Genomic DNA, 25204 nt, shown 5'->3' with positions numbered 1-25204 from the left:
GCTAAATTTTCAGGCAGTCGGAGCAGAGGCCGTAGAAGAATATCTCCGTACGCTCGATCTGCGCGATGTTGTCGCGGACTGAGGCCGCCGATTTGAAAATTTCGTCCTCGTCAACGGGAATGTCAAAAAGTTTTCCGCATTTTCTGCAAAGGAAATGGCCGTGCGTCGAGGTGGTGGGGTCGAAATAGACCCTCTTGTCGTCGATGCTCAATATTTTGATGAGGCCGGCGTCAGCCAGAAGCTGCGCCGTGCTGTAGAGCGTCGCCACCGACATCGTTGAATATTCCGCAGAGAGTTCGCGGTAGAGCGTATCAGCGGAAGGATGATCCGTGCGTCCCTCTAGCTGATGAAGAATAGCTATCCTCTGCGCGGTTATCTTCGCGCCTCTTTCTCTAAGTACCGCAATTCCGTCGTCTACTGTCCACATATATACTACCTCCGCTATAATTAATCTTAAATTAATATTATTATTATAAATCATAAACGCCGCTTTGTGTATTATAAACTGAAAAATGTTTTTGAGGCTTGCGGATTTGCGTATTTTAACGTTATAATGTCCGTTGCACATAGTGGGGTGTAGCCAAGCGGCCTAAGGCAGGGGACTTTGAATCCTCCATCGATGGTTCGAGTCCATCCACCCCAGCCAATACAGTATAGACGCACCTTTTATCATAACAACGTGCTTTTGAAGGGAGCCGGAAAAGTGAGTCAGCCAAAAAAAATGTTTGGGGTCTTGATCCTGGCCGCGGGAAAAGGCACGCGAATGCGAAGTAAAACCCCAAAAGTTCTCCACCCGATGCTCGAAGAGCCCATATTATACTATCCTGTAAATACGGCCGGTGAGGCTGGATTTACAGATGTTGCCGTGATTGTCGGTTTCGGCGGCGAAGAGGTCGAGGCGTGGACGAAAAACAACTTCCCCGATGCCGCTGTAATATGGCAGCGCGAGCAGAAGGGTACGGGGCACGCCGCAAAGCTTGCGCAGCATTGGTGGCAGGATTACGAAAACGTCATCGTGCTTGCGGGAGACGCACCTCTTTTGAAGCCGGAGACGCTCTCGCTCTTTGCGGAACGCCACGTAAGTTCGGGCAGCGCCTGCAGCTTTCTCAGCTTCGACCTTGAAGACCCGACCGGCTACGGCCGCGTCATCCGCGACGGAGGCCGCGTCCGCGTCGTCGAACACAAGGACGCGAGCTGCGAGGAACTTCTTGTCAAAGAGGTCAACAGCGGCATGTACATATTCAATACAAAGGCGCTCGCTTCCGTCATCGACAAAATCACCTGCCGCAACGCGCAGGGCGAGTATTATCTGCCGGATGCGCTTTCGCTCATCCAAAACGGCGGAGGCCTTGTCGAAGCGGTAAAGACCGGAGATCCGCAGGAATTTTTGGGCATAAACGACCAGATACAGCTTGCGCAGGCCGCCCGCATAATGAGGGACCGCATAGTTTTTGAGCTGATGAAAAACGGCATGCAGTGCATGGACCCCGAGAGCCTCTGGATAGGGCCAAAGGTGAAGGTCGGTTTGGGAGTGACCATACACCCGAACGTCCAGCTGTGGGGAGAGACGGTCATAGAGGACGACGTATTCATCGGAAGCTTCACCGTTCTCAGAAATTCATTAGTATGCAATAACGCTAACATAAAGGGTTCCGTGCGCCTCAACGATTCAACGATAGGCCCGCGCGCCTCGGCCGGCCCCTTTTCGTTTATGCGCGAACATGGAGAGCTTCTCGAAAACGCCCACATGGGACGTTTTGTGGAAATAAAAAAGAGCCGCATCGGAGTCGGCTCAAAGGTGCCGCACCTTTCCTACATAGGCGACGCCGAGATAGGCGACGATACAAATATCGGCGCCGGCACAATAACCTGCAACTACGACGGCGTCAAAAAGAACCCCACGAAGATAGGGGAACGCTGTTTTGTCGGAAGCGATACGATGTTCGTGGCGCCGGTGACGGTGGGCGACGACGTCTCGACAGGGGCTGGCTCAGTCATAACTAACGACGTGCCGGACGGCGCCCTTGCCTTGGGCCGCGCGAGACAGTGCAACATAGAGGGCTGGACGGCCGCGCACCGCGCTAAAAAAGAAAAATAGATTCTGTATTCCCGGGTTTATTACAGAATTATTTCAAGGAGGAAAATAAAATGTCCGCAGGATTAAGAGAGGTAAAGATTTTTTCAGGCAGCGCCGACCCGCAGTTTGCGGAAAACATCTGCATGAATCTTGGTGTGCCTCTTTCCGCATCAAAATTATTCCGGTTCTCTGACGGTGAGATCGGCGTGTCGATCGAGGAAAGCGTGCGCGGAGCAGACGTCTACGTCGTGCAGCCGACATGCGAGCCGGCCAACGAGCATCTTATCGAGCTTTTGATAATAGTAGACGCTCTAAAAAGAGCCTCGGCCTATCACGTCAACCTCGTCATGCCCTATTTCGGCTATGCCCGTCAGGACAGAAAGACGCGTTCAAGGGAACCCATCACCGCGAAGCTTATCGCAAACCTCCTCGAGAAGGCCGGAGCGGACAGAGTCATCTCCGCAGACCTCCACGCGGGACAGATACAGGGATTCTTTGACATCCCCGTGGACCACCTCACAGGCATCCCGCTTCTTGCCTCTTATTTCCGCCGCGTGCTCGCGAAGGAAATAGAGCATGACCTGGTCTCAGTAGTATCTCCTGACATCGGCGGCGTCGTCCGCGCGAGAAAGTTCGCGGAGCAGCTAGGCAACGCAGACCTTGCCATCGTCGACAAGCGCCGTTCGCACGAGGTTGCCAACCAGTGTGAAGTAATGGAAATAATCGGCAACATAGACGGCAGAACATGTATCCTCGTTGATGATATAATAGATACCGCTGGCACTATGGTGAAGGCGGCCGAGGCTCTCAAAGAGAGGGGAGCAAAGGACGTTTACGCCTGCGCTACGCACGGCGTGCTCTCCGGCCCCGCCATCGACAGGCTCAAAGAGTCCGTGATAAAAGAGATGGTGCTGACGGACACCATACCGCTCAGCGAAGAAAAGAAGCTGGACAAGATAAAAGTCCTGCCCATCGCTCCGCTCTTCGCGGAGGCGCTAAGAAGAATACATTCGGAGCATTCCGTAAGTATCCTGTTCCGTTAAGCGGACAGCCATAGATTTATAAAGTAAAAAATTTGAGGAGGAAACACCAATGGCATCTAAGCATCAGACAGTAAAACTTGATTTCACAAAGAGAGAGACGACCGGAACCGGCGTATGCCGCAAGATCCGTTCAAAGAACCTCGTCCCCGTGGTCCTTTACGGCCCCGACTACAAGCAGGGTCTGGCCGGCACAGTCTCCACAAAGGCCGTATCCATCGTGGCCAACAGCGCCCACAGAGAAACGACGCTCATCGAGCTTTCCCTGAACGACGGCACAGCGGCCCAGGCCCTTATCCGTGAAGTCCAGCGCCACCCGCTCACGCAGCAGATCCGCCACATAGACCTCTATCAGGTCGTCAAAGGCCACAAGATCAAGGTCGAGATCCCCATCCGCATCCTCAACGCGGAGCTTGCGAAGGGCGTCAAAGACGGCGGCCTTCTGACGCAGAGCATGCGCTTCGTCCTCGTTGAAGTGCAGCCCAGCGACATCCCCGAAGAGCTTACCTTCGACGCGAGCGGCCTTGAAATGGGCGCTGAAGTCTTCCTTAAAGACATCGCTATGCCGGAAGGCGTAGAGGCGCTGGAAGATGCTGAAAAGCTCATCCTCCACATCTCAGAACCCAAGACTTCAGATGACGAAACGTCAGAGGAAGACGCTGAAGGTTCAAAAGAGGTAGAAGTCGTTGCCAAGGGCAAGGCGGCAAAAGAAGAAGCATAATATTTTCTCCAATTAAATTTTACTGCTGGATAACCCGGCATCAGTCGTATATTCCGGCTGATTCCGGGTTATTTCGCTTTTTGGGGCGCACGCGGCCGGCTGGCGCGTCCGCCCGTATAAAAATATGAAATCAAAGAGAAAGAACAAATCATGAAACTAATCGCAGGACTGGGCAATCCGGGATATGAATATGTATGGACGCGGCATAACGCTGGCTGGACGATAGTGGACTCCTTCGTAAGACGCCTTGGCCTCGGCTGCCCGCAGATAAAATTCAGAGGCTCCTACTGGGGCCCCGTCTCTCTCTGCGGACAGCGCGTGGGCTTTCTGGAGCCGCAGACCTACATGAACCTGAGCGGACTCTCCGTAGGCGAGGCCGCGCGCTATCAAAACCTTGAACCGGAGGATATACTGGTCGTCTCCGACGACGTGGCGCTTCCGTTCGGCAGGCTGCGTATGCGCAAGAGCGGCTCCGCCGGCGGCCAGAACGGACTTAAATCCATCATAGGCGCGCTTGGCACGCTGGACGTGCCGCGCCTTCGCATAGGCGTAGGTTCTCCGCAGGGGAAGATGGACCTTGCGCAGTGGGTGCTTGGAAAAATTCCGCAGCATGAGCAGAAAGAGTGGCCGAAGATAGAGGATGCCGCGTGGGAGGCGCTTGAGCTTTGGCTCACGGAGGGCATCGACAAGGCGATGACGAAAGCGAACGGCTTCAGGCTCGATGTCGGAGAATAAAATGCAGTGCAGCGAGCTTGCCCTTCTTGACGCAGACCTCTGGAAACGCAACAGGTCGGTCCACCTTGGCGCAAAGGGCGCGATGCGCCCGTGGGTCTGCCGCAACATAGATTCGCCGCTCCTTGCGCTGCTTCCCGATGCGCGTCAGGCGCGCGACTTTGCGGCGGACGCGCTTGAGCTTGGACTTTTCCCCTCCGCGCTTGTGCTGCCCGAACTGCTTATGTCGGAGGACGATTCAAAGAGCGAGGCTCAGAAGGTGGTACGCGGCGACGTCCTTGACCGGTTCAAATACAAGGGCGGAGTGCTCGCGGCGACCCCAGCCTCTCTGATGGCCCCGTTCTCATCCGGCGGGGATTTCATGGAGCTTGAATGCGGGAAAGAGGTCGGGCGCGGGCGGCTCATCGACTGGCTCGCAAAGAAAGGCTATGAAAAGAGCGACCTCGTCTGGACGCCGGGACAATTCGCTGCGCGCGGCAGCATCGTCGATATATTCAGTCCCTCGGACATGCACCCCGTCCGCGTGGAATTTTTTGACGACGAAATAGAAAGCGTAAGATTTTTCGTCTCCGAGACGCAGAAGAGTCTGCGCAGCGTAGGCCGTACCTCCGTCCAAAGCCTCATAAGCAGATCTGAGAGCGTCATAGAAAATTATTTCCCGCAGGATATGCGCGTCATATTTTTTGACCCGCACGGCCTTGACATGACCGCGGAAAACACCGTATGGCTCTGGAAAAATCTTGAGCCGGGCAAAGCCGGCGCCGCGCCGTGGGAGGACTGGGAAAAACTCTGCGGCGCGTTTACCGCCTACAGGCGCCTGCGCGTCATGCAGGACGTAAAAAACTGCGCTGCGCGTATGCCGGTCATGCAGTTCCCGAACTTCCGGGGCAAACTCAAAGAGGTCGAGCTTTACTGCCTCTCCCTTAAAAAAGAGGGCTACGATATCCGCGTCGTCTCCGAATCCGGGCGCAACCGCGAATGGGCGCGCGTCAACGGGTTTGAAACGCAGGAGGGGCTTTTGAGCGAAGGCTTCATAGACCAGTCTTCAAAGACGGCCGTAATGACAGACCTTGAACTGTCTGGCATAACGCTCGCTCGCCGAGGCGTTGAAAACAGAGCGCCCGACGACTGGGGCGCGGGGCTTATCCCCGGCCAGTGGGTCGTCCACGACGACTACGGCGTCGCCGTCTATCAGGGCGCGGAGCGCGTAAAGACGGCGGACGGTGAGCAGGAGTATTTAGCGCTGCGCTTTGCAGAGGAACGCAGGCTGCTCATCCCCGTACTGCAATTTCATAAAATTTCCCCCTGGTCTCCGCTTCCGGGGCAGGAGGCCGCGCCGGACAGCCTGAAAGGCTCGCACTGGCGGCGCGCCTCCGAGAAGGCAAAGCAGATGGCTGAGGCGGCCGCGGCCGACCTCGTCAAAATATACGCGGAGCGCGAGCTGAGCCGCGGCTTCGCCTTCCCCGATAACCGTGAGATGATGCGCGAGATAGAGGACAGCTTTATCTACAAAGAGACCGTCGACCAGATAATGGCGATAGACGACGTGGAGCGCGACATGGAGCGCCCCGTGCCGATGGACAGGCTCATTGTGGGAGACGTCGGCTTCGGAAAGACCGAAGTCGCGCTGCGAGCCGCGGCGAAGGCGGTCTTTGCGGGACGTCAGGCCGCGATCATGGCCCCGACCACGCTGCTTGCGCAGCAGCATTTTGAGACATTCACGGCGCGTTTTGCAAACACGCCTATCCGCATAGAGGTTCTATCGCGCTTCGTAGCGCCCTCGCACCAGAAAAAAATCGTGCTGGACCTCGCTGAAGGCAAGGTCGACATCCTCATTGGAACGCACAGGATACTTACCGGCGACGTTAGATTCAAAGAACTTGGACTGATAGTCATAGACGAGGAGCACCGTTTCGGCGTCATGCACAAGGAGCATCTTAAAAAAATGATGCCCGGCGTCGACGTGCTGATGCTGTCGGCGACGCCGATACCGCGCTCGCTCTCTCTTTCTATCAGCGGCCTGCGCGACATGTCGATACTTGAGACGCCTCCGCAGCGGCGTCTGCCGGTGATAACCGTGGTGCGCCCCTTCTCCGAGGAGCTGTTGAAGAGCGCCGTGCTGCGCGAGAAGAACCGCGGCGGCCAAATATTCTTTGTCCATAACCGCATCGGCGATATACAGGAGAGGGCCGTCATGTTAAAGCGTCTTTTCCCGAAACTCAACATAGCGGTGGCGCACAGCCGGACTTCAGAGGCGGCTCTTGAAAAGACGATGACCGATTTCGCGGGCGGACGCATTGACATACTCCTTTGCACCACCATCGTAGAAAGCGGACTGGACATCCCCTCCGCGAACACGCTTATCGTAGACGACGCGCACGAGCTCGGCCTCGCGCAGATGTACCAGCTGCGCGGCCGTGTAGGACGGCGCGAGGACCAGGCATACGCCTTTCTCTTTTATCCGCCGGATGCTCGCATCTCAGTTGAGTCGAGCGAGCGGCTAGAGGCGATAGCTGAGCTGGACGAGCTTGGCGCGGGCTACAGGCTTGCGCAGCGCGACCTTCAGATACGCGGCTCGGGCGACCTGATCGGCATCTCGCAGCACGGCAATTCAAGCAAGATAGGCTACCAGAAATACTGCGACCTGCTCGCCGAAGAGATAGCGAAGATAAAGGGGCAGTACAGGCCGCAAATGCAGATGGAGATAGGCTTTCCCGTCTCCATTCCCTCCGCGTACCTGCCGCAGGAAAATCTGCGCGTCACGCTCTACCGCAGGCTGCTAAAAACCGACAACGTGGAAGAGGTGCTCGAACTGCGCGCCGAGACGGAAGACCGTTTCGGCAAGATACCGAACGAACTGGACTTCCTCTTCAACGCCGCCGTCATAAAGGGCGCGGCCTACGAGCTTGGCGTGACGAAGATGATATGCAGCCAATACGAGATAGTGCTTTGCGCCTCTCCAGACGGCGCGTGGGAGCGCCTGGAACTGCCGCCGAAATGGCGCCGCCGCGTCGACGGATTGATCGGCCCAGGCGGATTTACGGGAATCAAAGAACTTGCGCAATTAATTCAGGAACAAATGGCGGCAATCTGATAGAATAGCAGTACAGAGGTGATCGCGATGAATGGAAAAGATGCGGCGTCCGAAGCGACGCGCGAAAAATTTGCGAAACTTGTCGGCGTGATGAAGCGCCTGCGCGAGCCGGACGGCTGTCCGTGGGATCGTGAGCAGGACTATCTGTCTCTTCGCCGCTATATCATAGAAGAAGCCTACGAGCTTGTACAGGCCATAGAAAACGAAAACATCCCAAACATGTGCGAAGAGTGCGGAGACCTCATGCTGCAGGTGGTATTCATCTCCTGCATGGCGGAGGAGCGCGGAGACTTCACGGTCTGCGACGTAATGGACACTCTTACGAACAAACTGATCAGGCGCCATCCGCATGTCTTTGGCGAGGTCAGCGTAAAAAATACCGAAGAGGTGCTCAAAAACTGGGAGCAGATAAAGTCCGCGGAACGCAAAGAACGCGACGAGGATTCTTCTCTTATGGCGGGGGTCCCGCGCGGGATGCCCGCGCTTCTGCGTGCCTACCGTATACAGGAGCGCGCGGCGAAGCCCGGCTTTGACTGGCCGAAGGGCGACGCGTCGCCTGTTATGGCGAAGGTCGAAGAGGAACTTTGCGAGCTGAAAGAGGCGATGGCCGCAGGCGACAAAGATAAAACGGCCGAAGAGCTTGGAGATCTTATCTTTGCCGCGGTGAACCTTTCTCGCCATCTTGGGATAGAGCCCGAGATAAATCTTCACAAGGCCTGCGAAAAATTCGCGGGACGCTTTCGCAAGGTAGAAAAATCTGTTGAAAGGTCAGGCCGCCCGTGGAAGGACTTCACGCTGGACGAGCTGGACGGCTTCTGGAACGAAGCTAAAAAACAATAAAACAAATCAATCGGAGGAATAGCAAATGACAACAATGACCACAGAAGAAAAAATCAAAGAGGTACTTGCCAACCACGTATCACCCGCTCTCCAGTCACACGGCGGCGACTGCTCCTTCGTCAAATATGACGAACCGACCGGCACGCTCTACGTTGCTATGGAGGGCGCCTGCGGCAGCTGCCCCTTCGCGCTCGAGACGCTTCGCATGACAGTCGAACAGGCGGTCAAAGCCGAAGTGCCCGAGGTCAAAGAGGTCGAAAGGGTATAGGCGCGCTTTAAAATTATGAAGGAAACAAATCAGGAGGCAGAGACGCTCCTCTCGCTTACAGACGAGTCCGTCGTCCGCCTTCTCGCGGAGCACGAAGAGATACTCCGCCTTGTCGAACAGAGCTTCCCCGTAAAGATTTTTGCGCGGGGCAGCTCTCTCTCGATAAAGGGCGACGACGAAGAGCTTGTAAAAAAGCTTGAGAACCTGCTTGTGCAGTACGCGGAGCTTTCGCTCTCCGGGCACAAGTTCAACAGCGCTGAGATACGTTACGGCCTAAACAGCATCCAGAAGGGCGAGACCGTCAACCTTCGCTCTCTATATAACGATATTGTATGCGTCAGCAACCGAGGCAAGGCTATCCGCCCGTACACTCCGGGCCAAAAGGGATACATCGCGGCGATACGCGACAACGACATCACCTTCGGCATAGGCCCCGCTGGCACAGGCAAGACCTATCTTGCGGTGGCGCAGGCGGTGGCCTATCTGAAATCAGCCAAGGTAAACAGGATAATCCTGGTCCGCCCCGTAGTTGAGGCGGGCGAAAGGCTGGGCTATCTGCCCGGCGACCTGAACGATAAAATAGCGCCGTATCTGCGTCCGCTTTATGACGCCTTTTACGAGCTGCTCCCTGCGGAGAAGTTCGACCGCTATTTCGATAAGGGAGTGATAGAGCTTGCGCCGCTTGCATACATGAGGGGACGCACGCTCAACGACAGCTTTATAATCCTGGATGAGGCTCAGAACACGACGCCGGAGCAGATGAAGATGTTCCTGACGCGCCTGGGCTTCGGTTCAAAAGCGGTCATCACCGGAGACATCACGCAGGTGGACCTTCCCGGTTCAAAGGAATCCGGGCTTAAAGTGGTGCAGAACATTTTAAAAGATATCCCCGGAGTGTCGTTTATAAGGCTCAACGACGGAGACGTCGTGCGCCATGAGATAGTCCAGAGGATCGTGAGGGCTTACGAAGACTATGACAGACGGAGACCAGAAAAGCAGTCTGATAATAAGTAAAATAAATGAACTCACTGGCGAGTTCGCTTTCAGGCCGGAAAACAGACCCTACATAATTTTCCGGGCCATCCTTGTCGTGGTCGCGGTGCTGCTTGTCAGCATCAACTGGTACATGTTCGACAGGAGGGAAAACTACCAGGTAGGGCTTCCCTCCACGCGGACCTATTTCGCGCTCACCTCCCAGCGGTACGAGGACCGCGCGGCGACGCTCGAGCTTCGCCAGCGCGCCGCCTCGCGCATAATAGACGTAATGGTGCAGGACGAAAAAATAGCGGCCGAGGTGACCCGCCGCCTTGAACAGCTCCAAAACGGAGAATATCCGAGGCTGTTCAGCGGTCCGCTTCTCAATATATTCGACAAGCAGAGCGCGGCCTCCAAAAAGGCGATAATAGCGGCGGCCCTTTCGATAGGCGCGAAGGTGCGCGACGAATCCACCGACAGGGATCAGCAGACGACGCTTATCTGGAAATATCTGCGTCAGACGCCGCTCACTCAGGCCGAACGGAACGTCGCCTTCCAGATGCTCGACGTGCTCATGAACCCGTCGCTTGCCTCCGACGGCGAAATGGTGCAGAAATTAAAGGACGACGTAGCCGCGCAGATACCGGCGGTCGTCAAAGAGATACGTCCCGGCGCGGTGCTGGTGCAGAAGGGGCAGCCCGTCACACCGTCGATAGCGAAGCTGCTCGTCTCGCAGGGCTACCCGGATGCCGCCTTCCCGTGGAAACACCTTTTCTTCATCATAGGCGCCATTGTTATATGGAGCTTTTGGCCGGTCTGGATAGCGGGCGGCCTCCGCGAAAAACTTCCGATGCGCGAATGGATATACATCGCGGTCGTGCTCTCCGTCGTATGGACGCTTGAAGTAGCCTTCGCGCGCGTAGGCGGCGGCTACTCCATGGCTGTGCTGGGCCTCACCGGATGGCTCTGCCTCACGCTCCCCGTATCGCTTTCATTTCATATCATCTTTGGCGGCGGCGTCATCAGCGTGCTGCTCGCCTTCGGCACAAACCCCGGCATGGTCTGCCTGGGCTGTCTGCTTGCGGCCTTCTCTGCCGGCATGGGGCGCATACTCTTCATCGACCCGCCGAACCACCGCATCACGATATGGCGCAACCTTTTCGTTCTGGGCCTCGGCCTTGGCGCAGTCTCCGTATGCGTCCACTGGGGGCTGGGGCTCTACTTCACATACAACCTCGTGCTGAGCGCCGTGCTCTACAGCGCCGTATGGGGCGCCATCGTCGTTGCGCTGCTGCCGCTCTGGGAAAATATTTTCGACGTCCTCTCGCCGCTGCGCCTGCTTGAACTTAGCCATCCCTCGCAGCCTCTGATAAAGAGGCTCCAGATGGAGGCGCCCGGCACCTATAACCACGTACTGATGGTGGCCACGCTCGCCGAGGCCGCGGCGGACAAACTGCACATGAACGGCCTGCTCGTGCGCGCCGGCGCCTATTACCACGACATCGGCAAACTGAAGAACCCGCAGTATTTCGTCGAAAACCAGCGCCCCGGCGTCAATATCCACGACCATCTGCCGCCCGCGCTTTCTGGACAGGTGCTCATATCGCACGTGAAGGACGGGCTTGAGATAGCGGCGCAGACTAACCTTCCAAAGGCGCTGAGGCGCTTTATAAGCGAACATCACGGCACTACGATACAGCGTTATTTCTATGAGAAGGCAAAGGCGCTCGGCGAAAACGTGACGGAGGAGCAGTTCAAATATCCGGGGCCGCGCCCTCAGTCGCGCGAATCGGCGCTCGTCATGCTCGCGGACTCCGTTGAGGCCGCGATAAAGGCGCGCAACAAGCCCTTTGAAAGCGACAGGGAGCTCTATGACTTTATCAATCAGGTCATACGAAGCAAACTGGAGAGCGGCCAGCTCAACGAAGTAGACTTTACGATGCGCGAGATGGCGAAGATAACGGAGGCCTTTATGGACGTCTTCCGCTCCACCTACCATTCACGCGAGGTGAAGGACATAAAAGAAATAGAAAAAGAGGCCCGGCTCAAAAAGGCGGCGGAAGAAGAAAACGGCAGCTACCTGCCAGTCTTCGACGCCGAAGCCGCTGAGGCCGCGGCGGATATCAAAAAGGAGGGAACAGCGTCATGAAGGCTACCATTTACTGCGGAGAAATAGCTTCGGCTGCGGAGACAAACTTTTGCTGCAATGAGACGATAAAAAAGATCGAAGAGGCGATAGGCGAATATCTGAGCGAGAACAAGCCGCTTCCCGCGGCGGCCGAAGAGGCGGAGATATCTCTCACCTTTGTGGACGAGGCGCAGATGGCGGATATGAACGACGAATACCGCGACGTTGCGGGCCCCACCGATGTACTCTCATTTCCGATGTGGGAGAATGAGGACGGGAACTTTGAACCTCCGACAGACTGGTCGACTCTGACATTGGGAGACATCATCGTCTGCCCCGAGATCGTGAAAAAGAACGCCGACGAGATCGGCAAAAGCGAGAAGAGCGAAACGATACTCGTAATATGCCACGGCTTTCTGCATCTGATAGGCTTCGACCACGCGGACGAAGATGAAAAAAACCGTATGTGGCTGGCGCAGGAGGCTCTTGTAAAAAGAGTCGAAGAGCTTTAATGAACGCGGAACGCGAACTGTGCGAAGCTGAGATAAAAAAGCTGGCCGCGGCGGCCGAGAGGGCGCGAGCCGCGGCCTACGCGCCGTACTCCGGTTTTTCCGTCGGAGCCGCGCTGCTTTTTGAAGGCGGCGAAACGGTTTCGGGCTGCAACGTCGAAAACGCAAGCTATGGACTTTCCCTGTGCGCGGAAAGAAACGCTATGGCGGCAGCCGTGGCGCGCGGCCACAGGCGCCCGATAGCGGCCGCGATAGCCGGGCCGAACGACGCCTTCTGCCCGCCGTGCGGAGCGTGCAGACAGTTTCTTTCGGAGTTCAATCCCGATATGAAAATCATCTTAAAAGGGCCGAAGGGGCCGGAGATATATTCCCTAAAGGAATTGCTCCCGCTATCCTTCTCGCTGGACAGGGAGTGAAATTATGAGCGAAGAAAAGAAATTCAGAAGCGGCTTTGCCGCTCTTCTGGGACGTCCGAACGTCGGCAAATCGTCGATAATAAACGCGCTTATCAAGGAAAAGGTGGCGGCGGTCTCGCCCAAACCTCAGACTACGCGCAACGCCGTGCGCTGCATCTACACCAACGCCGACGAACAAATAGTATTTGTCGACACGCCGGGCATACACGTGCCGAGGCACGCGCTTGGCGAGTTCATGATGAAAGAGGCCGAAGAGGCGCTAGGGCAGGTCGACGTAGTCTGTTACGCGGTCGAAGCCCAGGATCGCGAGGTGAGCGAACAGGACAAGCTGATACTGGAAGTCCTCGCGCACTCGCCGGTGCCTGTGGTGCTCGCCGTCAATAAAATAGACAAGCTGGCAAACGCCGACGACTACAAAAAGGCGGCCGCCCTATACGAAGAGTTCATCACGCCTGCCGCCGTCGTACCGGTATCTGCGAACAACAGGCGCGGCCTTGACGAGCTTGCGGCGGCCATAGCGGAACATCTTCCAGAGCAGCCCGCCATCTACCCGGAGGATCAGCTCGCCGACACGACGGAGCGCTTTCTCGCCTCCGAAGTGATACGCGAAAAGATATTCCGTCACACGGACGACGAAGTTCCGCACAGCGTAGCCGTCATAATCGACGAATTTAAAAGCCCCGACGAGTTCCCCGAGATGAAGGTCTGCGAGATACGCGCGACGATAGTCGTCGACAAGCCGGGACAAAAGGGCATAATCATCGGCAAGAACGGTGAGAAGCTCAAACAGATAGGCAGCGAGGCGAGGCGCGAGCTTGAAGAAAAATTCGGGCACAAGGTCTATCTCCAGATGTGGGTCAAGGTGAAGCCGGGGTGGAGGAAGTCTCCTCAGGAACTGCGCTGGCTGGGGTACAATAATTGACGCCCGAGCGTCTTCCGCAGGGATATTATAAAAAAACAGGAACGGTACTGCTCAGAAGGGATGCCTCCCGTGAGGGGCAGTCCCTTCTTATTTTTATGAGGGAATTTGGCGCAAGGTGGGTCGGCGCGCCGGCGGCCTCGTCGAAGAACCGCTTCGGAGGCGGCACGGAGCCGCTCGTCTGGGGCGAGTTCTCGCTCTACCAAAGCCCGACAAAATTATATTTGCAGAGCGTCGAGGTAAAAGAAGATTTTCTCTGTCTGCGCACCGACGCTGCGGCGCTGCTGTGCGCGCTGCGGCTTTACAAGCTGACGGCGAAGGAGACGCCCGTCGACTGCGAAAACGACGCGCTGCTGCGAATGCTCTGGAGCGCGCTCGTTCAGCTAAAAGAAAAGGCGCCCGCTCACATCACGGAATTTAGATACACATGGAAGCTGATGAATCTGTTCGGAATCGCGCCGTCGCTTGACCTCTGCTCCGACTGCGGCAGGCTCTTTTCGGAAGGCGCCGTATTTACGGGCGAAGGGCTGCTCTGCCCCTCCTGCGCGCGCGGCGGCTCCCCTGTAACGCAGCAGGAGCTGGCGGAACTGCGCTTGGCCGTTGCGCTGTCGCATGAAAATTTCATACTCTGGGCGCGCGGACAGTGTGAAAAAAATCTCTTTATCAATAATTTAAAAAAATTGTCGCCATTTTTTAGAAATATGCGCTAAAATAACACGAATAAATGAGGCAACATTGTCAAAGGAGGCAGCGGCAAGTGAATTTTCAGGAAATCATTATGCGCCTTGAACATTTTTGGGCTTCGCAGGGATGCGTCGTTCAGCAGCCATACGACATGGAAAAGGGAGCCGGTACCATGAACCCGGCGACGACCCTTCGGGTGCTCGGCCCCGAGCCGTGGCGCATCGCCTATGTCGAGCCCTCAAGAAGGCCGACAGACGGCAGGTACGGCGAAAATCCGAACAGACTCCAGCATTATTACCAGTATCAGGTGATCATCCAGCCGGCTCCTGAAAACATACAGGAGCTGTACATAGAAAGCCTCCGGGAACTTGGCATCAACCCCGATGAGCATGACATCAGATTCGTTGAGGATGACTGGGAAAATCCCACCACGGGCGCGTGGGGGCTTGGCTGGGAGGTTTGGCTCGACGGCATGGAAGTGACGCAGTTCACCTACTTCCAGCAGATGGGCTCCATAGACATGGAGCTGGTCCCCTCTGAGCTGACCTACGGCATAGAACGCATAGCGATGTTCGTGCAGAAGGTGGACAACGTCTACGACCTCGAATGGGTCGGAAACGTCACCTACGGCGACGTGCATCACAAGGGCGAAGTGGAGCACTCCACCTACAACTTTGAAATAGCGGACACCGACATGCTCTTTGACCTCTTCAACCGCTACGAGGCGGAGTCAAAACGCGTCCTCGAATCAGGGCTCGTGCTGCCCGCCTACGATTACGTCCTGAAATGCTCGCATTCCTTCAACCTGCTTGACGCAAGAAACGCGATAAGCGTCACGGAGCGCACCGGCTACATAGGCCGCGTCAGAGCGCTCGCCTCCGCCTGCTGCCAGGCCTACGTGCGCCAGCGCGAAGAGATGGGACATCCGCTGTTGGGAAAATTTGACAAATTTGAAAAAGGAGGCGTTCGCTGATGGCTGACCTTCTATTTGAGATCGGGACCGAAGAGATACCCGCGCGTTTTATGACGCGCACGCTCTCCGACCTCGCGCAGTTCGCCTGTGACGAGCTTTCCGCGGCGCACATCCCGCACGGCGAAGTTCGCGTCGCCTGCACCCCGCGCCGCCTTGCGCTTCAGGTAAAAGACGTGGCCGCAAGACAGGAAGACGCGGTCGAAGTGGCAAGAGGTCCGATGAAGGACCGTGCCTACGACGCAGACGGAAAGCCCACAAAGGCCGCGGAGGGCTTCGCGCGCGGCAAGGGCATCGACGTATCAGAGCTGAAGACGCGGGAGATAGGCGGCGCGGAATACGTAGTCGCTGAAAAAAGAATATCAGGCGGCGCAACCGCCGAAGTGCTTCCACAGCTTCTTGAAAAAATAACGGGACGCCTTTCGTTCCCCAAGAGCATGTACTGGGCCGATAAAAACGTCCGCTTCGCGCGCCCCGTCCGCTGGCTCGTAGCGCTCTATGGAGATATGCCGCTTGCCGTATCGTTCGGCTCTGTAAAAAGCGGAAATCTGTCGCGCGGTCATCGCTTCATGGGCAAAGCTGAGATAGAAATAAAAGATACCGGCGCATACGAAAAGGCTATGCGCGACAACTTCGTCATCATAGACCCAGAAGAGCGCAAAAAAATGATAATGGATGGCATCGCGAAAATCGAGTTTGAACTTGGCGCCAAGGTCACGGTAGACCCGGAACTCCTTGAAGAAAACGTTCACCTCAACGAATATCCGATACCCTTCTACGGCAGCTTCGACCGCGAGTTCCTTGAGATCCCGGCCGAGGTGCTCATACTCTCGATGGCGAAGAACCAGCGCTACTTCCCCGTGCACGACAAAGACGGAAAACTTATGCCCTACTTTATCGGCGTAAGCAACAACAAAGCGCGCGACATGAACGTAGTGCGCGAGGGCAACGAGCGCGTGCTGCGCGCCCGCCTCTACGACGCCGCCTTCTTCTGGAAGGAAGATCAGCAGAAATCCCTCGAAGAACGCGCGCAGGAACTAAAAAACGTCACCTATCAGGAACAGCTCGGCTCCGTCTACGACAAGGTGCAGCGCATCAAAAAAATTACTCTATGGCTTGCCGAGGCGCTTGGCGCTGATGTGGACGCGGCGTCGCTTGCTCGCGCCTGCGACCTTTCAAAAGCCGACCTCGTAACGAACATGGTCTATGAATTTTCCGACGTGCAGGGCGTAATGGGCCGCGAATACGCGCGCCGCGCCGGCGAGCCGGAAGAGGTAGCGCTTGCGCTCTACGAACAGTACCTTCCGAGGTTTGCGGGCGACGAACTTCCGTCGCGCGTGGACGGCGCTCTGCTTGGCATCGGAGAGAGGCTCGACACACTCTGCGCCATCTACAAAATAGGCATGGAGCCCTCCTCGTCGCAGGACCCGTACGGGCTTCGCCGCGCAGTGAGGACGATAAACGAACTTGTCTGGGGCATGGGGCTCGACATAGATATGGACGAAGCTCTTGCAATGGCCGCGTCGCAGCTTGACGCCTCCTCCGAGACGCTTGAAAAAATAAAGAGCTTCACGGCGTCGCGCCAGCAGGTGCAGCTCCGTGAAAAAGGCCAGAGCCATGAGGCTGTGGCGCTTGCGATGCAGACGGCGCCAAACCGCCCGCTTCAGATGTACCGCCTCTCCGAAGTGCTGACCAAGGCAAGCGGCGAACCGTGGTTCGGCGAGCTTGTCACCGCGGCGGTGCGCGTCAAAAACCTTCTTGCGAAGGCGGAAAACGCCACGGCCGCCGTCGACCCCGCGAAGTTCACCTCCGAGGCCGAAAAAAATCTTTACGCGGAGCTAGGCAAGCTGACAAAAGAGGCAAAGAGCGCCGTCGAAAACTGCGACTGGGAGAAGCTCGCCGCAACAATGGCGGAGCTTGCGCCGGTCATAGCGCAGTTCTTCAGCGACGTGCTCGTAATGGACAAAGACCCCGACATCCGCGCAAACCGTATAGCGCTGCTAGCCGAATGCCAGGCATTTTTTATGCAAATCGGTGATTTTGGTTTATTGAAATAAGAGTTATAATTAATTCAGGGTTCGTAGAGTCAAAAAATAAAGGAAATATGAAACGGCTGAAGGTTTTTGCTAAAAATGGTTAATGGAACACAGTTTCTGCAATAATATTTTTAGGAGGAAGTACAATGGCTGAATCAAAAAAGTATATCTATGACTTTTCCGAAGGCAGCGCCGAGATGCGCACGCTTTTGGGCGGCAAGGGTGCGAACCTTGCTCAGATGTGGAAGATAGGGCTGCCGGTGCCTCCGGGCTTTATCATCACTACGGAGGCCTGTCACAAATATTGGGAAGAAAAAGATTTTATAGCCGGTATCTGGGCCGACGTAGAGGCTGCTCTCGCCCGCGTTGAAAAGCTAGCCGGCAAAAAATTCGGCGCCACGGAAGACCCGCTGCTCGTCTCCGTCCGCTCCGGCGCGCCAGTGTCCATGCCCGGCATGATGGACACCATACTCAACCTCGGTCTCAACGACCAGACGGTGGAAGCGCTCGCGAAATCCTCGGGCGACGAAAGATTTGCCTACGACAGCTATCGCAGGTTCATTCAGATGTTCTCCGACGTAGTGCTCGAAGTGGGCCTTGAAAAATTTGAAAACAGACTTCAGGCCGCCAAGCAACACGCGGGCGTCGCCGAAGACTATCAGATACCGGCGGAAGAGCTGAAAAGCCTCGTCGCCGACTACAAAGAAATAGTAAAGGCCGCCGGCTGCGAATTCCCCAACGACCCGATGACGCAGCTTCGCCTCGCCATCGACGCGGTCTTCCGCAGCTGGAACACGCCGCGCGCCATCACCTACCGCAAAATAAACAACATCCCCGCCGACTACGGCACCGCGGTAAACATTGTGACGATGGTCTACGGAAACTTAGGCGACGACTGCGGCACAGGCGTCTGCTTCTCAAGAAGCCCCTCCACCGGCGAAAACAAGCTCTTTGGCGAATACCTCATCAACGCCCAGGGCGAAGACGTCGTGGCCGGAATACGCACGCCGGTTCCGATAGCGTCGCTCGAAAAGGCGATGCCCGAAGTCTACAAAGAATTCCACCGCATCGCGAAGCTGCTTGAAAACCATTACCGCGACGCGCAGGACATCGAATTTACAGTTGAAAAGGGCAAACTCTACATACTTCAGACGCGCAACGGCAAACGCACCGCGGCCGCGGCCGTCACTATCGCCATGGACATGCTTCACGAAGGCCTCATCGACGAAGCCACGGCGGTATCGCGCGTAGCGCCAGAGCAGGTCGAACAGCTGCTTCACCCGCAGCTCGACCCGAAGGCGAAGCGCACCGTACTTGTGAAGGGCCTCCCCGCCTCTCCGGGCGCCGCGGTAGGACGCGTTGTATTTGACGCGGACGAAGCGGCCGAACGCGGCGGAAAGGGCGAAGCGGTCATACTTGTGCGCCCCGAAACAACGCCGGACGACATTCACGGCCTCTTTGCCGCTCAGGGCGTTCTCACCAGCCACGGCGGAATGACGAGCCACGCGGCGGTCGTCGCGCGCGGCCTTGGCAAACCGTGCGTATCCGGCGCGGAGAGCGTAAAGATAGACCTCGCCGCGGAAACCTTCTCCGTAGGCGGCAAGACCATCAAAAAAGACGAATTCCTGACGCTCGACGGAAGCACCGGCGAAGTGATAGAGGGCAAAATGGAGCTGATGGAGCCACAGTTTGACGACAACTTCCGTTCGCTGCTCGACTCGGCCGACAAAATCGCAACAATGGAAGTCTGGGCCAACGCCGACACCCCGACCGACGCAAAGAGGGCGCGCGCCTTCGGAGCGAAAGGCATCGGCCTCTGCCGCACGGAACACATGTTCATGCAGGCCGACCGCCTTCCCGTAATGGAAAAAATGGTAGTAGCAGACACGACCGAAGAACGCGTAAAACAGCTCGACGAACTCGAAAAGATGCAGGAAGAGGACTTCCTCGGCATATTTGAGGCGATGGACGGGCTGCCCGTGACGGTGCGTCTCCTTGACCCGCCGCTCCACGAGTTCCTCCCGAAGATCCCCGAACTCCAGAAGGCGCTTGAAGGACTCGATGTCGAAAGCCCCGAAGCCAAAAAGATACTGGCGACGATGGCTCGCGCGCGCGACCTGCACGAGCAGAACCCGATGCTCGGCTTCCGCGGCTGCCGTCTTGGCGTAATCTATCCCGAAATATACGAGATGCAGGCCCGCGCCATCTTCAACGCGGCGTGCCAGCTGACGAAGAAGGGCGTTAAAGTAATTCCCGACATCATGATCCCTCTCGTAGGCTCACGCGAAGAAATGAAGCGTATGCGCGAACTCGTTGACCGCATAGGCGCCGAAATCATCAAGACAAGCGGCGTAGAGCTCGAATATAAAGTCGGCACGATGATCGAGCTGCCGCGCGCCGCTATGGTGGCCGACCAGCTCGCTGAATACGCCGAATTCTTCAGCTGCGGCACAAACGACCTGACGCAGACCACATTCGGTTTCTCACGCGACGACGCCGAAGGCAAGTTCCTCGCGCAGTACGTTGAAGACGGAGTGCTCCCCGTCAACCCGTTCGCACAGCTCGACCGCGACGGAGTAGGCGCGCTGATGAAGATAGCCGTTGAAAAGGGCCGCGCCGTGCGTCCCGACATACAGCTCGGCATCTGCGGCGAACACGGCGGCAACCCGTCCAGCATCGCCTTCTGCCATTCGCTCGGCCTCACCTACGTGAGCTGCTCGCCGTTCCGCGTTCCAGTGGCGAGGCTCTCGGCCGCTCTGTCTGCAATAGGCGCGCTGAAGTAAAAACACCATTTTAAACATTTAAAATACACAGCATAAGCGCCGCGCCCAAAAGGAGCGGCGCTTATGCTTTTCAAAAACATTTTAAAACGTGTATAATATAGGTGCGCCAGATGTGTGGTGTATGTTGGGTGCGTGACGTGAAGGAAGTGATCTTTATGAAGGCTATGCGAAAAAAGGCGTTCACACTGGTGGAGCTGCTGATAGCAATAATCATTATAGGCGTACTTGCCGGTTTAATGATGATATCTGCGGGCGGCGCGACCGACAAGGCAAACGTGACCAGATGCGTTGCCGACAGAAGATCAATAAAATCGGCGCTTAACATCTACAGAGCGGAACACGGCGGCTATGAAGGCTTTAGCGATAAACTGAAGGATATGTTCGATAATTATAACGGGGCCGGCGTGGAGACGGATAAAATCAAAGGGATATGCCCCATTGATGGAATATATACTATAACAAGCGAAGACCAAAAAGTTATAATAACCTGCAGCCTCCACTCAGATTCAGCAGACAGCGCGAAATATTATACGGACGAAGAAATCAAGAACATGTTTGGAAGACTGCATGAGACTTACACATATAAAGATCGCTATAAACAACCCACAAGTACGAATAATAGAGGAGAACCAGGTTCTTTAGATTCCAATGGCGCGGCAAAGGCTGGTCTGTTGATTGAAGACTTAACAAAGCGCTTCCCTGAGTTGGACATAAGCGCATATTCGTGGCGTCTGATTGTTAATGAGGGTGGTAATTATGACTTCTACCTCACGAAAGATAAATTCACTAATGAGACCGCGGTCGGCACCCCTATAAAAGCAACTAAATACTCATTTGATGCCGGTGGCAACTGCTCGTCTTCAGAAGAGATAAATACAACTGTGGAGGAAAAAGAAGTGAACGGGAATACTCCAATCAAAGTAATAAAGAAGCCTTAGTAATACAAAATGTCAATCCGTGAACGTTGGGAACAAATCGAATCTCAAATACTGTCGCCGCGCGCGTGCCTCTCTGTGAACAGCAAAGGGCGCGAGCGTCCTGAAAAGCCGTGCTCCATACGCACCTGCTTCCAGCGCGACCGCGACCGCATCATACACTGCAAATCTTTCCGGCGGCTCAAATACAAGACGCAGGTGCTTCTGCTGCCAGAGGGTGATCACTACAGGACGCGCCTCACTCACACGCTGGAGGTATCGCAAATAGCGCGCACCATATCGCGCGCGCTGCGCCTCAACGAAGACCTCACAGAGGCCATAGCGCTCGGCCACGACCTGGGACACACCCCGTTCGGCCACATGGGCGAAAAGGTGCTCAGCAAACTTGCCGCGGCAAACGGACTTTCCGGCTTCCATCACGCGGCGCAAAGCCTCCGCGTAGTAGACCTGCTTGAAAAAGACGGAGAAGGGCTGAACCTCACGTGGGAGGTGCGCATGGGCATCATCCAGCATTCAAAAGGGCAGGTAGACGTCCGCTCCGGCTACGACCTGACGAACCCGACCACCATGGAGGCCTGGGTGGTGCGCGTCTCCGACTCTCTCGCCTACCTGAACCACGACGTAGACGACGCGGTACGGGCCGGACTGATAGAGGTCGCCATGCTGCCGACAGAGGTTCGCGAAATAGTTTCCGTCTCGAACGCAAAACGCATAAACCAAATGATAACCGACGTCGTGGAGAACAGCACCGACAGCGCCATAAAGTTCAGTCCAGAGATGCTAGAATACATTGAGCGCCTGCGCAACTTCCTTTACGAGCATGTCTACACGCGCGCCAACGCACAGATAGAAGATTCGCGCGTCGAGCATGTGCTCTCCGCGCTCTTTGACGACAGAATGAAGAAAAACGGCGGCTCCGCGCAGGAGGCGGTGGATATGATCTCCGGCATGACCGACAGGTTCGCGCTGCACCTCTTCCAAAAAAGGTTTGTCCCCAGCCCGTGGCCCGAGCCTAAAATATAGACGGCCGACATACAGGTAAATAAAAAATCTGCGGCGAAGAGGCGTTGCCTCTTTGCCGCAGATTTTTATTTGCCGTTTTTTGCGTCTATTCTATGATTTTATATTTTTTCAGCAGCTCGTCGTACTTTTTATCCATCTCTGACTGCTGGCTGTGGTCGTTCTTATACGGCGCAGAGGGTGTTGAGCTTGGAAGCTTGACCTGCTCCTTCGGCGTCGGTTTTTTCTGCTGCACCGGTATCTCCTCGGACGGAGCCGCTGGCGTAACCGTCTCGCCCGTGTCGGAAGAGGCCGCAGGCGCAGCTGCCTCGCCCTCTCCCTCTGCGCGCATCGCGTATCTTCTGGAGGTCATATCATCGTCAATAGGCGCAAGCAGAAACTGCGGTGCGTTCTCGTCGCTCTTTGCCGCAGAAAGCGCGCCGCCGTGGAACGGGCAGGCCGCGGTCGGCGCGTGTCCCACTGGAAGAAGCAGCGTCGTAGACGGGCAGCCCTGTGCCGCAAGAAATCCCGTCTTTTTGCAGACGCTAACGGCCTCCACCTCAGCGTCGTCCGGGATAGAGAAGGTCGAAGGCAGATTAAGCTTGGTCACCGCGTAATCCACAAACTCGCGCCACACGGGAAGAGCCGCTATAGTGCCAGTCGCCCTGCCGCCCAACGGTTTGTGGTTGTCGTTGCCGACGTAGACCACGACGACAAGCCCCGGGATGCCGCCCGCAAACCACGCGTCCGTCCAGTCGTTCGTCGTACCAGTCTTGCCGAAGGTCTCATAATTGGGCAGCTTCGCTCTGGAACCTGTGCCCCAGCCCGTCACCTGCTCCAGCATCGAGCGCATAGTGACAGCCGTGGTGGATGAGATAGCGTTTGATATCTTTGGGCCGTTCTGTTCAAGAGACTCGCCGCCGCGCGACAATATCTCCTTCACCGCGAACGGCTCCACCTTATAGCCGTTGTTGGCGAAAGCGGAATAGGCGACGCTCATTTCAAGCGGAGTGACGCTCGCCGTGCCGAGCGCCATCGAAAGGTCGTCCGGGATGTACGGCGTACTGATGCCCATTCTTCGCGCAAGGTCCGTAATCGAACCAACGCCGCATATCTGCGCAAGGCGGACGGCGGCGGTATTGATAGATTTTGCGATTGCCGTGATGAGCGTCACCTCGCCGTCAAATTTATTTGACGAATAGTTGCCCGGCGACCAGCCGTTCGCAAAGTTCAGCGGAGCGTCCAGCACGTGGTCTACGCCGCGGTAGCCCTGTTCGAGCGCCGCCGCGTAAACGAACGGCTTAAAGGCCGAACCTGGCTGGCGGTAGGCCTGCGTAGCGCGGTTGAACTTGCTCTTGTCAAAATCGCGTCCGCCGACCATAGCAAGGATCTCGCCGGTGTTAGGGTCAAGCGCGATAAGCGCGCCTTCGTGCCCCATCCTTGACACTATCTGTTCAGCCTTTTTTTGAAGGTCGATGTCTATCGTCGTGTTGACGCGCAGACCGCCGCGGTAAATTTTCTCCGTTCCGTAGTTTGGAAGAAGCTGCTTAAAGAGTATATAAGATACGAAATAGGGCGCCTCGCCGATAGTGAGAGAGCTGCGCCTCCGCGTGCGCGCGTTAAGAGGCGGCTTCGTATCGATATACCTGTCGTAATCATCTTTAGATATCCAGTCGAGGTCGAGCATGCGTCCCATGACATAGGCCTTCCTCGTCTGCGAGCTCTTTTCGTTCTTAAACGGCGAATACTTCTCAGGCGCCGCGACCAGCCCAGCAAGTATAGCCGACTCGTCGATGCCGAGATTCTTGGGAGCCTTTCCGAAATAGGACTTTGCCGCCGCCTCTATTCCATAGGCGCCGTGTCCCATATATATCGTATTCAGGTACATTTCAAGAAGCTGATCCTTCGTATAGATACGTTCCAGCCGAAGCGCAAGCACCGCCTCCTTCGCCTTTCGTATCATAGTCTTTTCCTTTGTAAGGAAAAGATTTCGCGCAAGCTGCTGCGTGATCGTGCTCGCTCCCTGCTTGGCTCCGCGGTGGAAAAAGTCCACAATGCCGGCGCGTACAATGGCGATCGGCCTTATCCCTGAATGTTCGTAGAAAGAATCGTCCTCAGCCGCGAGTATCGCCTTCACCATCCACGGAGAGATGGCGCTCAGCTTCACCCATGTTCTGTTTTCCTGAAACAGTTGAGTGACGACGCGCCCTTTTCTGTCGTAAATAGTAGTGGCTAGGCTCGGTTCGTGATCCAAAATCTCCTGCGAAGAGGGGAGCGCCGCCGTAATATCCTTTAGGAAGAATATCATAGCCACAGCTATCACCGCGCCTATGACCACGCAGAAAAAGGCGGCCGAAGCTATGAGTGAAGTGAGCACGGAGCGTTTCTTCTTGGGAGATTTATTCTCCAAAGAAAAATCCATGTCGCTTTTAGATGTTTTAGACATTATTTTAAACCTCCGAAATTCATCGTACATATAGATACATTATACCACTTTTCGGCGCGCCTCCGACTTTGAGTTTTTTCAAAATTGAGCCGGTAAAGGGGGTTGCATTTTTTACTAATCTATTATATACTACCTCCTGTCGCCGATACGAGGCACCACGAAATAAAAACGGCGGCACGAACCATGTCAATAGAATACAGTGCATAAGAAATAGAAATTAGCTTATAACCAAGTCAATTTCAAGTCAGCGAGAATGCCAGAAATCAAACGGAGAGTTTGATCCTGGCTCAGGACGAACGCTGGCGGCGTGCTTAACACATGCAAGTCGAACGGAAAATCAATGAAAGCTTGCTGATTTGGTTTTTAGTGGCGGACGGGTGAGTAACGCGTGAGGACTTGTCCCAGACAGGGGGACAACAGTTGGAAACGGCTGCTAATACCCCATAAGTCGAGAGATAAAAGGAGCAATCCGGTCAGGGAGAGACTCGCGTTCTATCAGCTAGTTGGTGAGGTAACGGCCCACCAAGGCGAAGACGGATAGCCGGACTGAGAGGTCGAACGGCCACATTGGAACTGAGATACGGTCCAAACTCCTACGGGAGGCAGCAGTGGGGAATATTGGGCAATGGGGG

20 protein-coding genes, 1 tRNA gene and 1 rRNA gene are annotated in these 25204 nt (G+C 55.9%); 20 read left to right on the top strand and 2 right to left on the bottom strand.

The genetic code is table 11. The features are described from left to right. Position 1: 1 nt before the first annotated feature. On the bottom strand, positions 2–427 hold the full coding sequence (locus RRY12_07505) for a Fur family transcriptional regulator (GenBank protein ID MEG2184505.1): 426 nt from the start codon (positions 425–427) through the stop codon (positions 2–4). A gap of 143 nt (positions 428–570) precedes the next feature. On the opposite strand from RRY12_07505, the gene RRY12_07500 reads away from it, so the two are divergent. From RRY12_07500 to RRY12_07410, 19 genes are all read left to right on the top strand, one after another. Next, positions 571–646 (top strand) — tRNA-Gln (locus RRY12_07500). A gap of 75 nt (positions 647–721) precedes the next feature. Further along, positions 722–2098 carry a bifunctional UDP-N-acetylglucosamine diphosphorylase/glucosamine-1-phosphate N-acetyltransferase GlmU gene (gene glmU, locus RRY12_07495; GenBank protein MEG2184504.1) on the top strand — a complete coding sequence of 459 codons (1377 nt, stop codon included), beginning with the start codon at positions 722–724 and terminating at the stop codon, positions 2096–2098. 50 nt (positions 2099–2148) lie between these two features. Then, entirely contained in the window at positions 2149–3120 is a 972-nt protein-coding gene (locus RRY12_07490; GenBank protein ID MEG2184503.1) for a ribose-phosphate pyrophosphokinase, read from the top strand. Positions 3121–3169: 49 nt separating this feature from the next. Then, on the top strand, positions 3170–3838 hold the full coding sequence (locus tag RRY12_07485; GenBank protein MEG2184502.1) for a 50S ribosomal protein L25: 669 nt from the start codon (positions 3170–3172) through the stop codon (positions 3836–3838). 150 nt (positions 3839–3988) lie between these two features. Next, positions 3989–4573: an aminoacyl-tRNA hydrolase gene (pth, locus tag RRY12_07480; GenBank protein ID MEG2184501.1), complete on the top strand. Its 585-nt coding sequence runs from the start codon at positions 3989–3991 to the stop codon at positions 4571–4573. Continuing rightward, entirely contained in the window at positions 4560–7664 is a 3105-nt protein-coding gene (locus RRY12_07475) for a DEAD/DEAH box helicase (protein MEG2184500.1), read from the top strand. Before pth ends, RRY12_07475 begins: the two co-directional genes overlap by 14 nt. A gap of 27 nt (positions 7665–7691) precedes the next feature. Beyond that, positions 7692–8504, top strand: coding sequence for a nucleoside triphosphate pyrophosphohydrolase (gene mazG / locus RRY12_07470; protein ID MEG2184499.1), 813 nt, complete (start codon positions 7692–7694; stop codon positions 8502–8504). Between the two features lie 25 nt (positions 8505–8529). Beyond that, entirely contained in the window at positions 8530–8772 is a 243-nt protein-coding gene (locus RRY12_07465) for a NifU family protein (GenBank protein ID MEG2184498.1), read from the top strand. Between the two features lie 15 nt (positions 8773–8787). Further along, positions 8788–9786 carry a PhoH family protein gene (locus tag RRY12_07460; GenBank protein MEG2184497.1) on the top strand — a complete coding sequence of 333 codons (999 nt, stop codon included), beginning with the start codon at positions 8788–8790 and terminating at the stop codon, positions 9784–9786. Continuing rightward, positions 9746–11896: an HDIG domain-containing protein gene (locus tag RRY12_07455; protein ID MEG2184496.1), complete on the top strand. Its 2151-nt coding sequence runs from the start codon at positions 9746–9748 to the stop codon at positions 11894–11896. Before RRY12_07460 ends, RRY12_07455 begins: the two co-directional genes overlap by 41 nt. Further along, positions 11893–12387, top strand: coding sequence for an rRNA maturation RNase YbeY (ybeY, locus tag RRY12_07450; GenBank protein ID MEG2184495.1), 495 nt, complete (start codon positions 11893–11895; stop codon positions 12385–12387). The genes RRY12_07455 and ybeY overlap by 4 nt, the downstream gene beginning before the upstream one ends. Continuing rightward, positions 12387–12800 carry a cytidine deaminase gene (locus RRY12_07445; GenBank protein MEG2184494.1) on the top strand — a complete coding sequence of 138 codons (414 nt, stop codon included), beginning with the start codon at positions 12387–12389 and terminating at the stop codon, positions 12798–12800. Before ybeY ends, RRY12_07445 begins: the two co-directional genes overlap by 1 nt. A gap of 4 nt (positions 12801–12804) precedes the next feature. Beyond that, on the top strand, positions 12805–13722 hold the full coding sequence (gene era / locus RRY12_07440; GenBank protein MEG2184493.1) for a GTPase Era: 918 nt from the start codon (positions 12805–12807) through the stop codon (positions 13720–13722). Continuing rightward, the gene (gene recO / locus RRY12_07435) at positions 13719–14429 is read left to right on the top strand and encodes a DNA repair protein RecO (GenBank protein ID MEG2184492.1); all 711 of its coding nucleotides are present in this window, start codon (positions 13719–13721) and stop codon (positions 14427–14429) included. The genes era and recO overlap by 4 nt, the downstream gene beginning before the upstream one ends. A gap of 47 nt (positions 14430–14476) precedes the next feature. After that, entirely contained in the window at positions 14477–15376 is a 900-nt protein-coding gene (gene glyQ, locus RRY12_07430; protein MEG2184491.1) for a glycine--tRNA ligase subunit alpha, read from the top strand. Further along, positions 15376–17430, top strand: a complete 2055-nt coding sequence (gene glyS / locus RRY12_07425; protein ID MEG2184490.1) for a glycine--tRNA ligase subunit beta — start codon at positions 15376–15378, stop codon at positions 17428–17430. The genes glyQ and glyS overlap by 1 nt, the downstream gene beginning before the upstream one ends. Before the next feature lie 125 nt (positions 17431–17555). Further along, positions 17556–20192: a pyruvate, phosphate dikinase gene (ppdK, locus tag RRY12_07420; protein MEG2184489.1), complete on the top strand. Its 2637-nt coding sequence runs from the start codon at positions 17556–17558 to the stop codon at positions 20190–20192. A gap of 155 nt (positions 20193–20347) precedes the next feature. Continuing rightward, the gene (locus RRY12_07415) at positions 20348–21130 is read left to right on the top strand and encodes a type II secretion system protein (GenBank protein ID MEG2184488.1); all 783 of its coding nucleotides are present in this window, start codon (positions 20348–20350) and stop codon (positions 21128–21130) included. A gap of 9 nt (positions 21131–21139) precedes the next feature. Further along, positions 21140–22150 carry a deoxyguanosinetriphosphate triphosphohydrolase gene (locus RRY12_07410; protein MEG2184487.1) on the top strand — a complete coding sequence of 337 codons (1011 nt, stop codon included), beginning with the start codon at positions 21140–21142 and terminating at the stop codon, positions 22148–22150. Positions 22151–22235: 85 nt separating this feature from the next. Here RRY12_07410 and RRY12_07405 read toward each other — a convergent pair whose 3' ends face one another. Beyond that, entirely contained in the window at positions 22236–24572 is a 2337-nt protein-coding gene (locus RRY12_07405) for a PBP1A family penicillin-binding protein (GenBank protein ID MEG2184486.1), read from the bottom strand. 264 nt (positions 24573–24836) lie between these two features. On the opposite strand from RRY12_07405, the gene RRY12_07400 reads away from it, so the two are divergent. After that, positions 24837–25204 (top strand): 16S ribosomal RNA (locus RRY12_07400); the annotation flags it as partial.

Source organism: Cloacibacillus sp., from assembly GCA_036655895.1.
Classification (GTDB): domain Bacteria; phylum Synergistota; class Synergistia; order Synergistales; family Synergistaceae; genus JAVVPF01.
The sequence above is the reverse complement of the archived record's forward strand: the minus strand, read 5'-3'. Positions and strand labels throughout refer to the sequence as shown.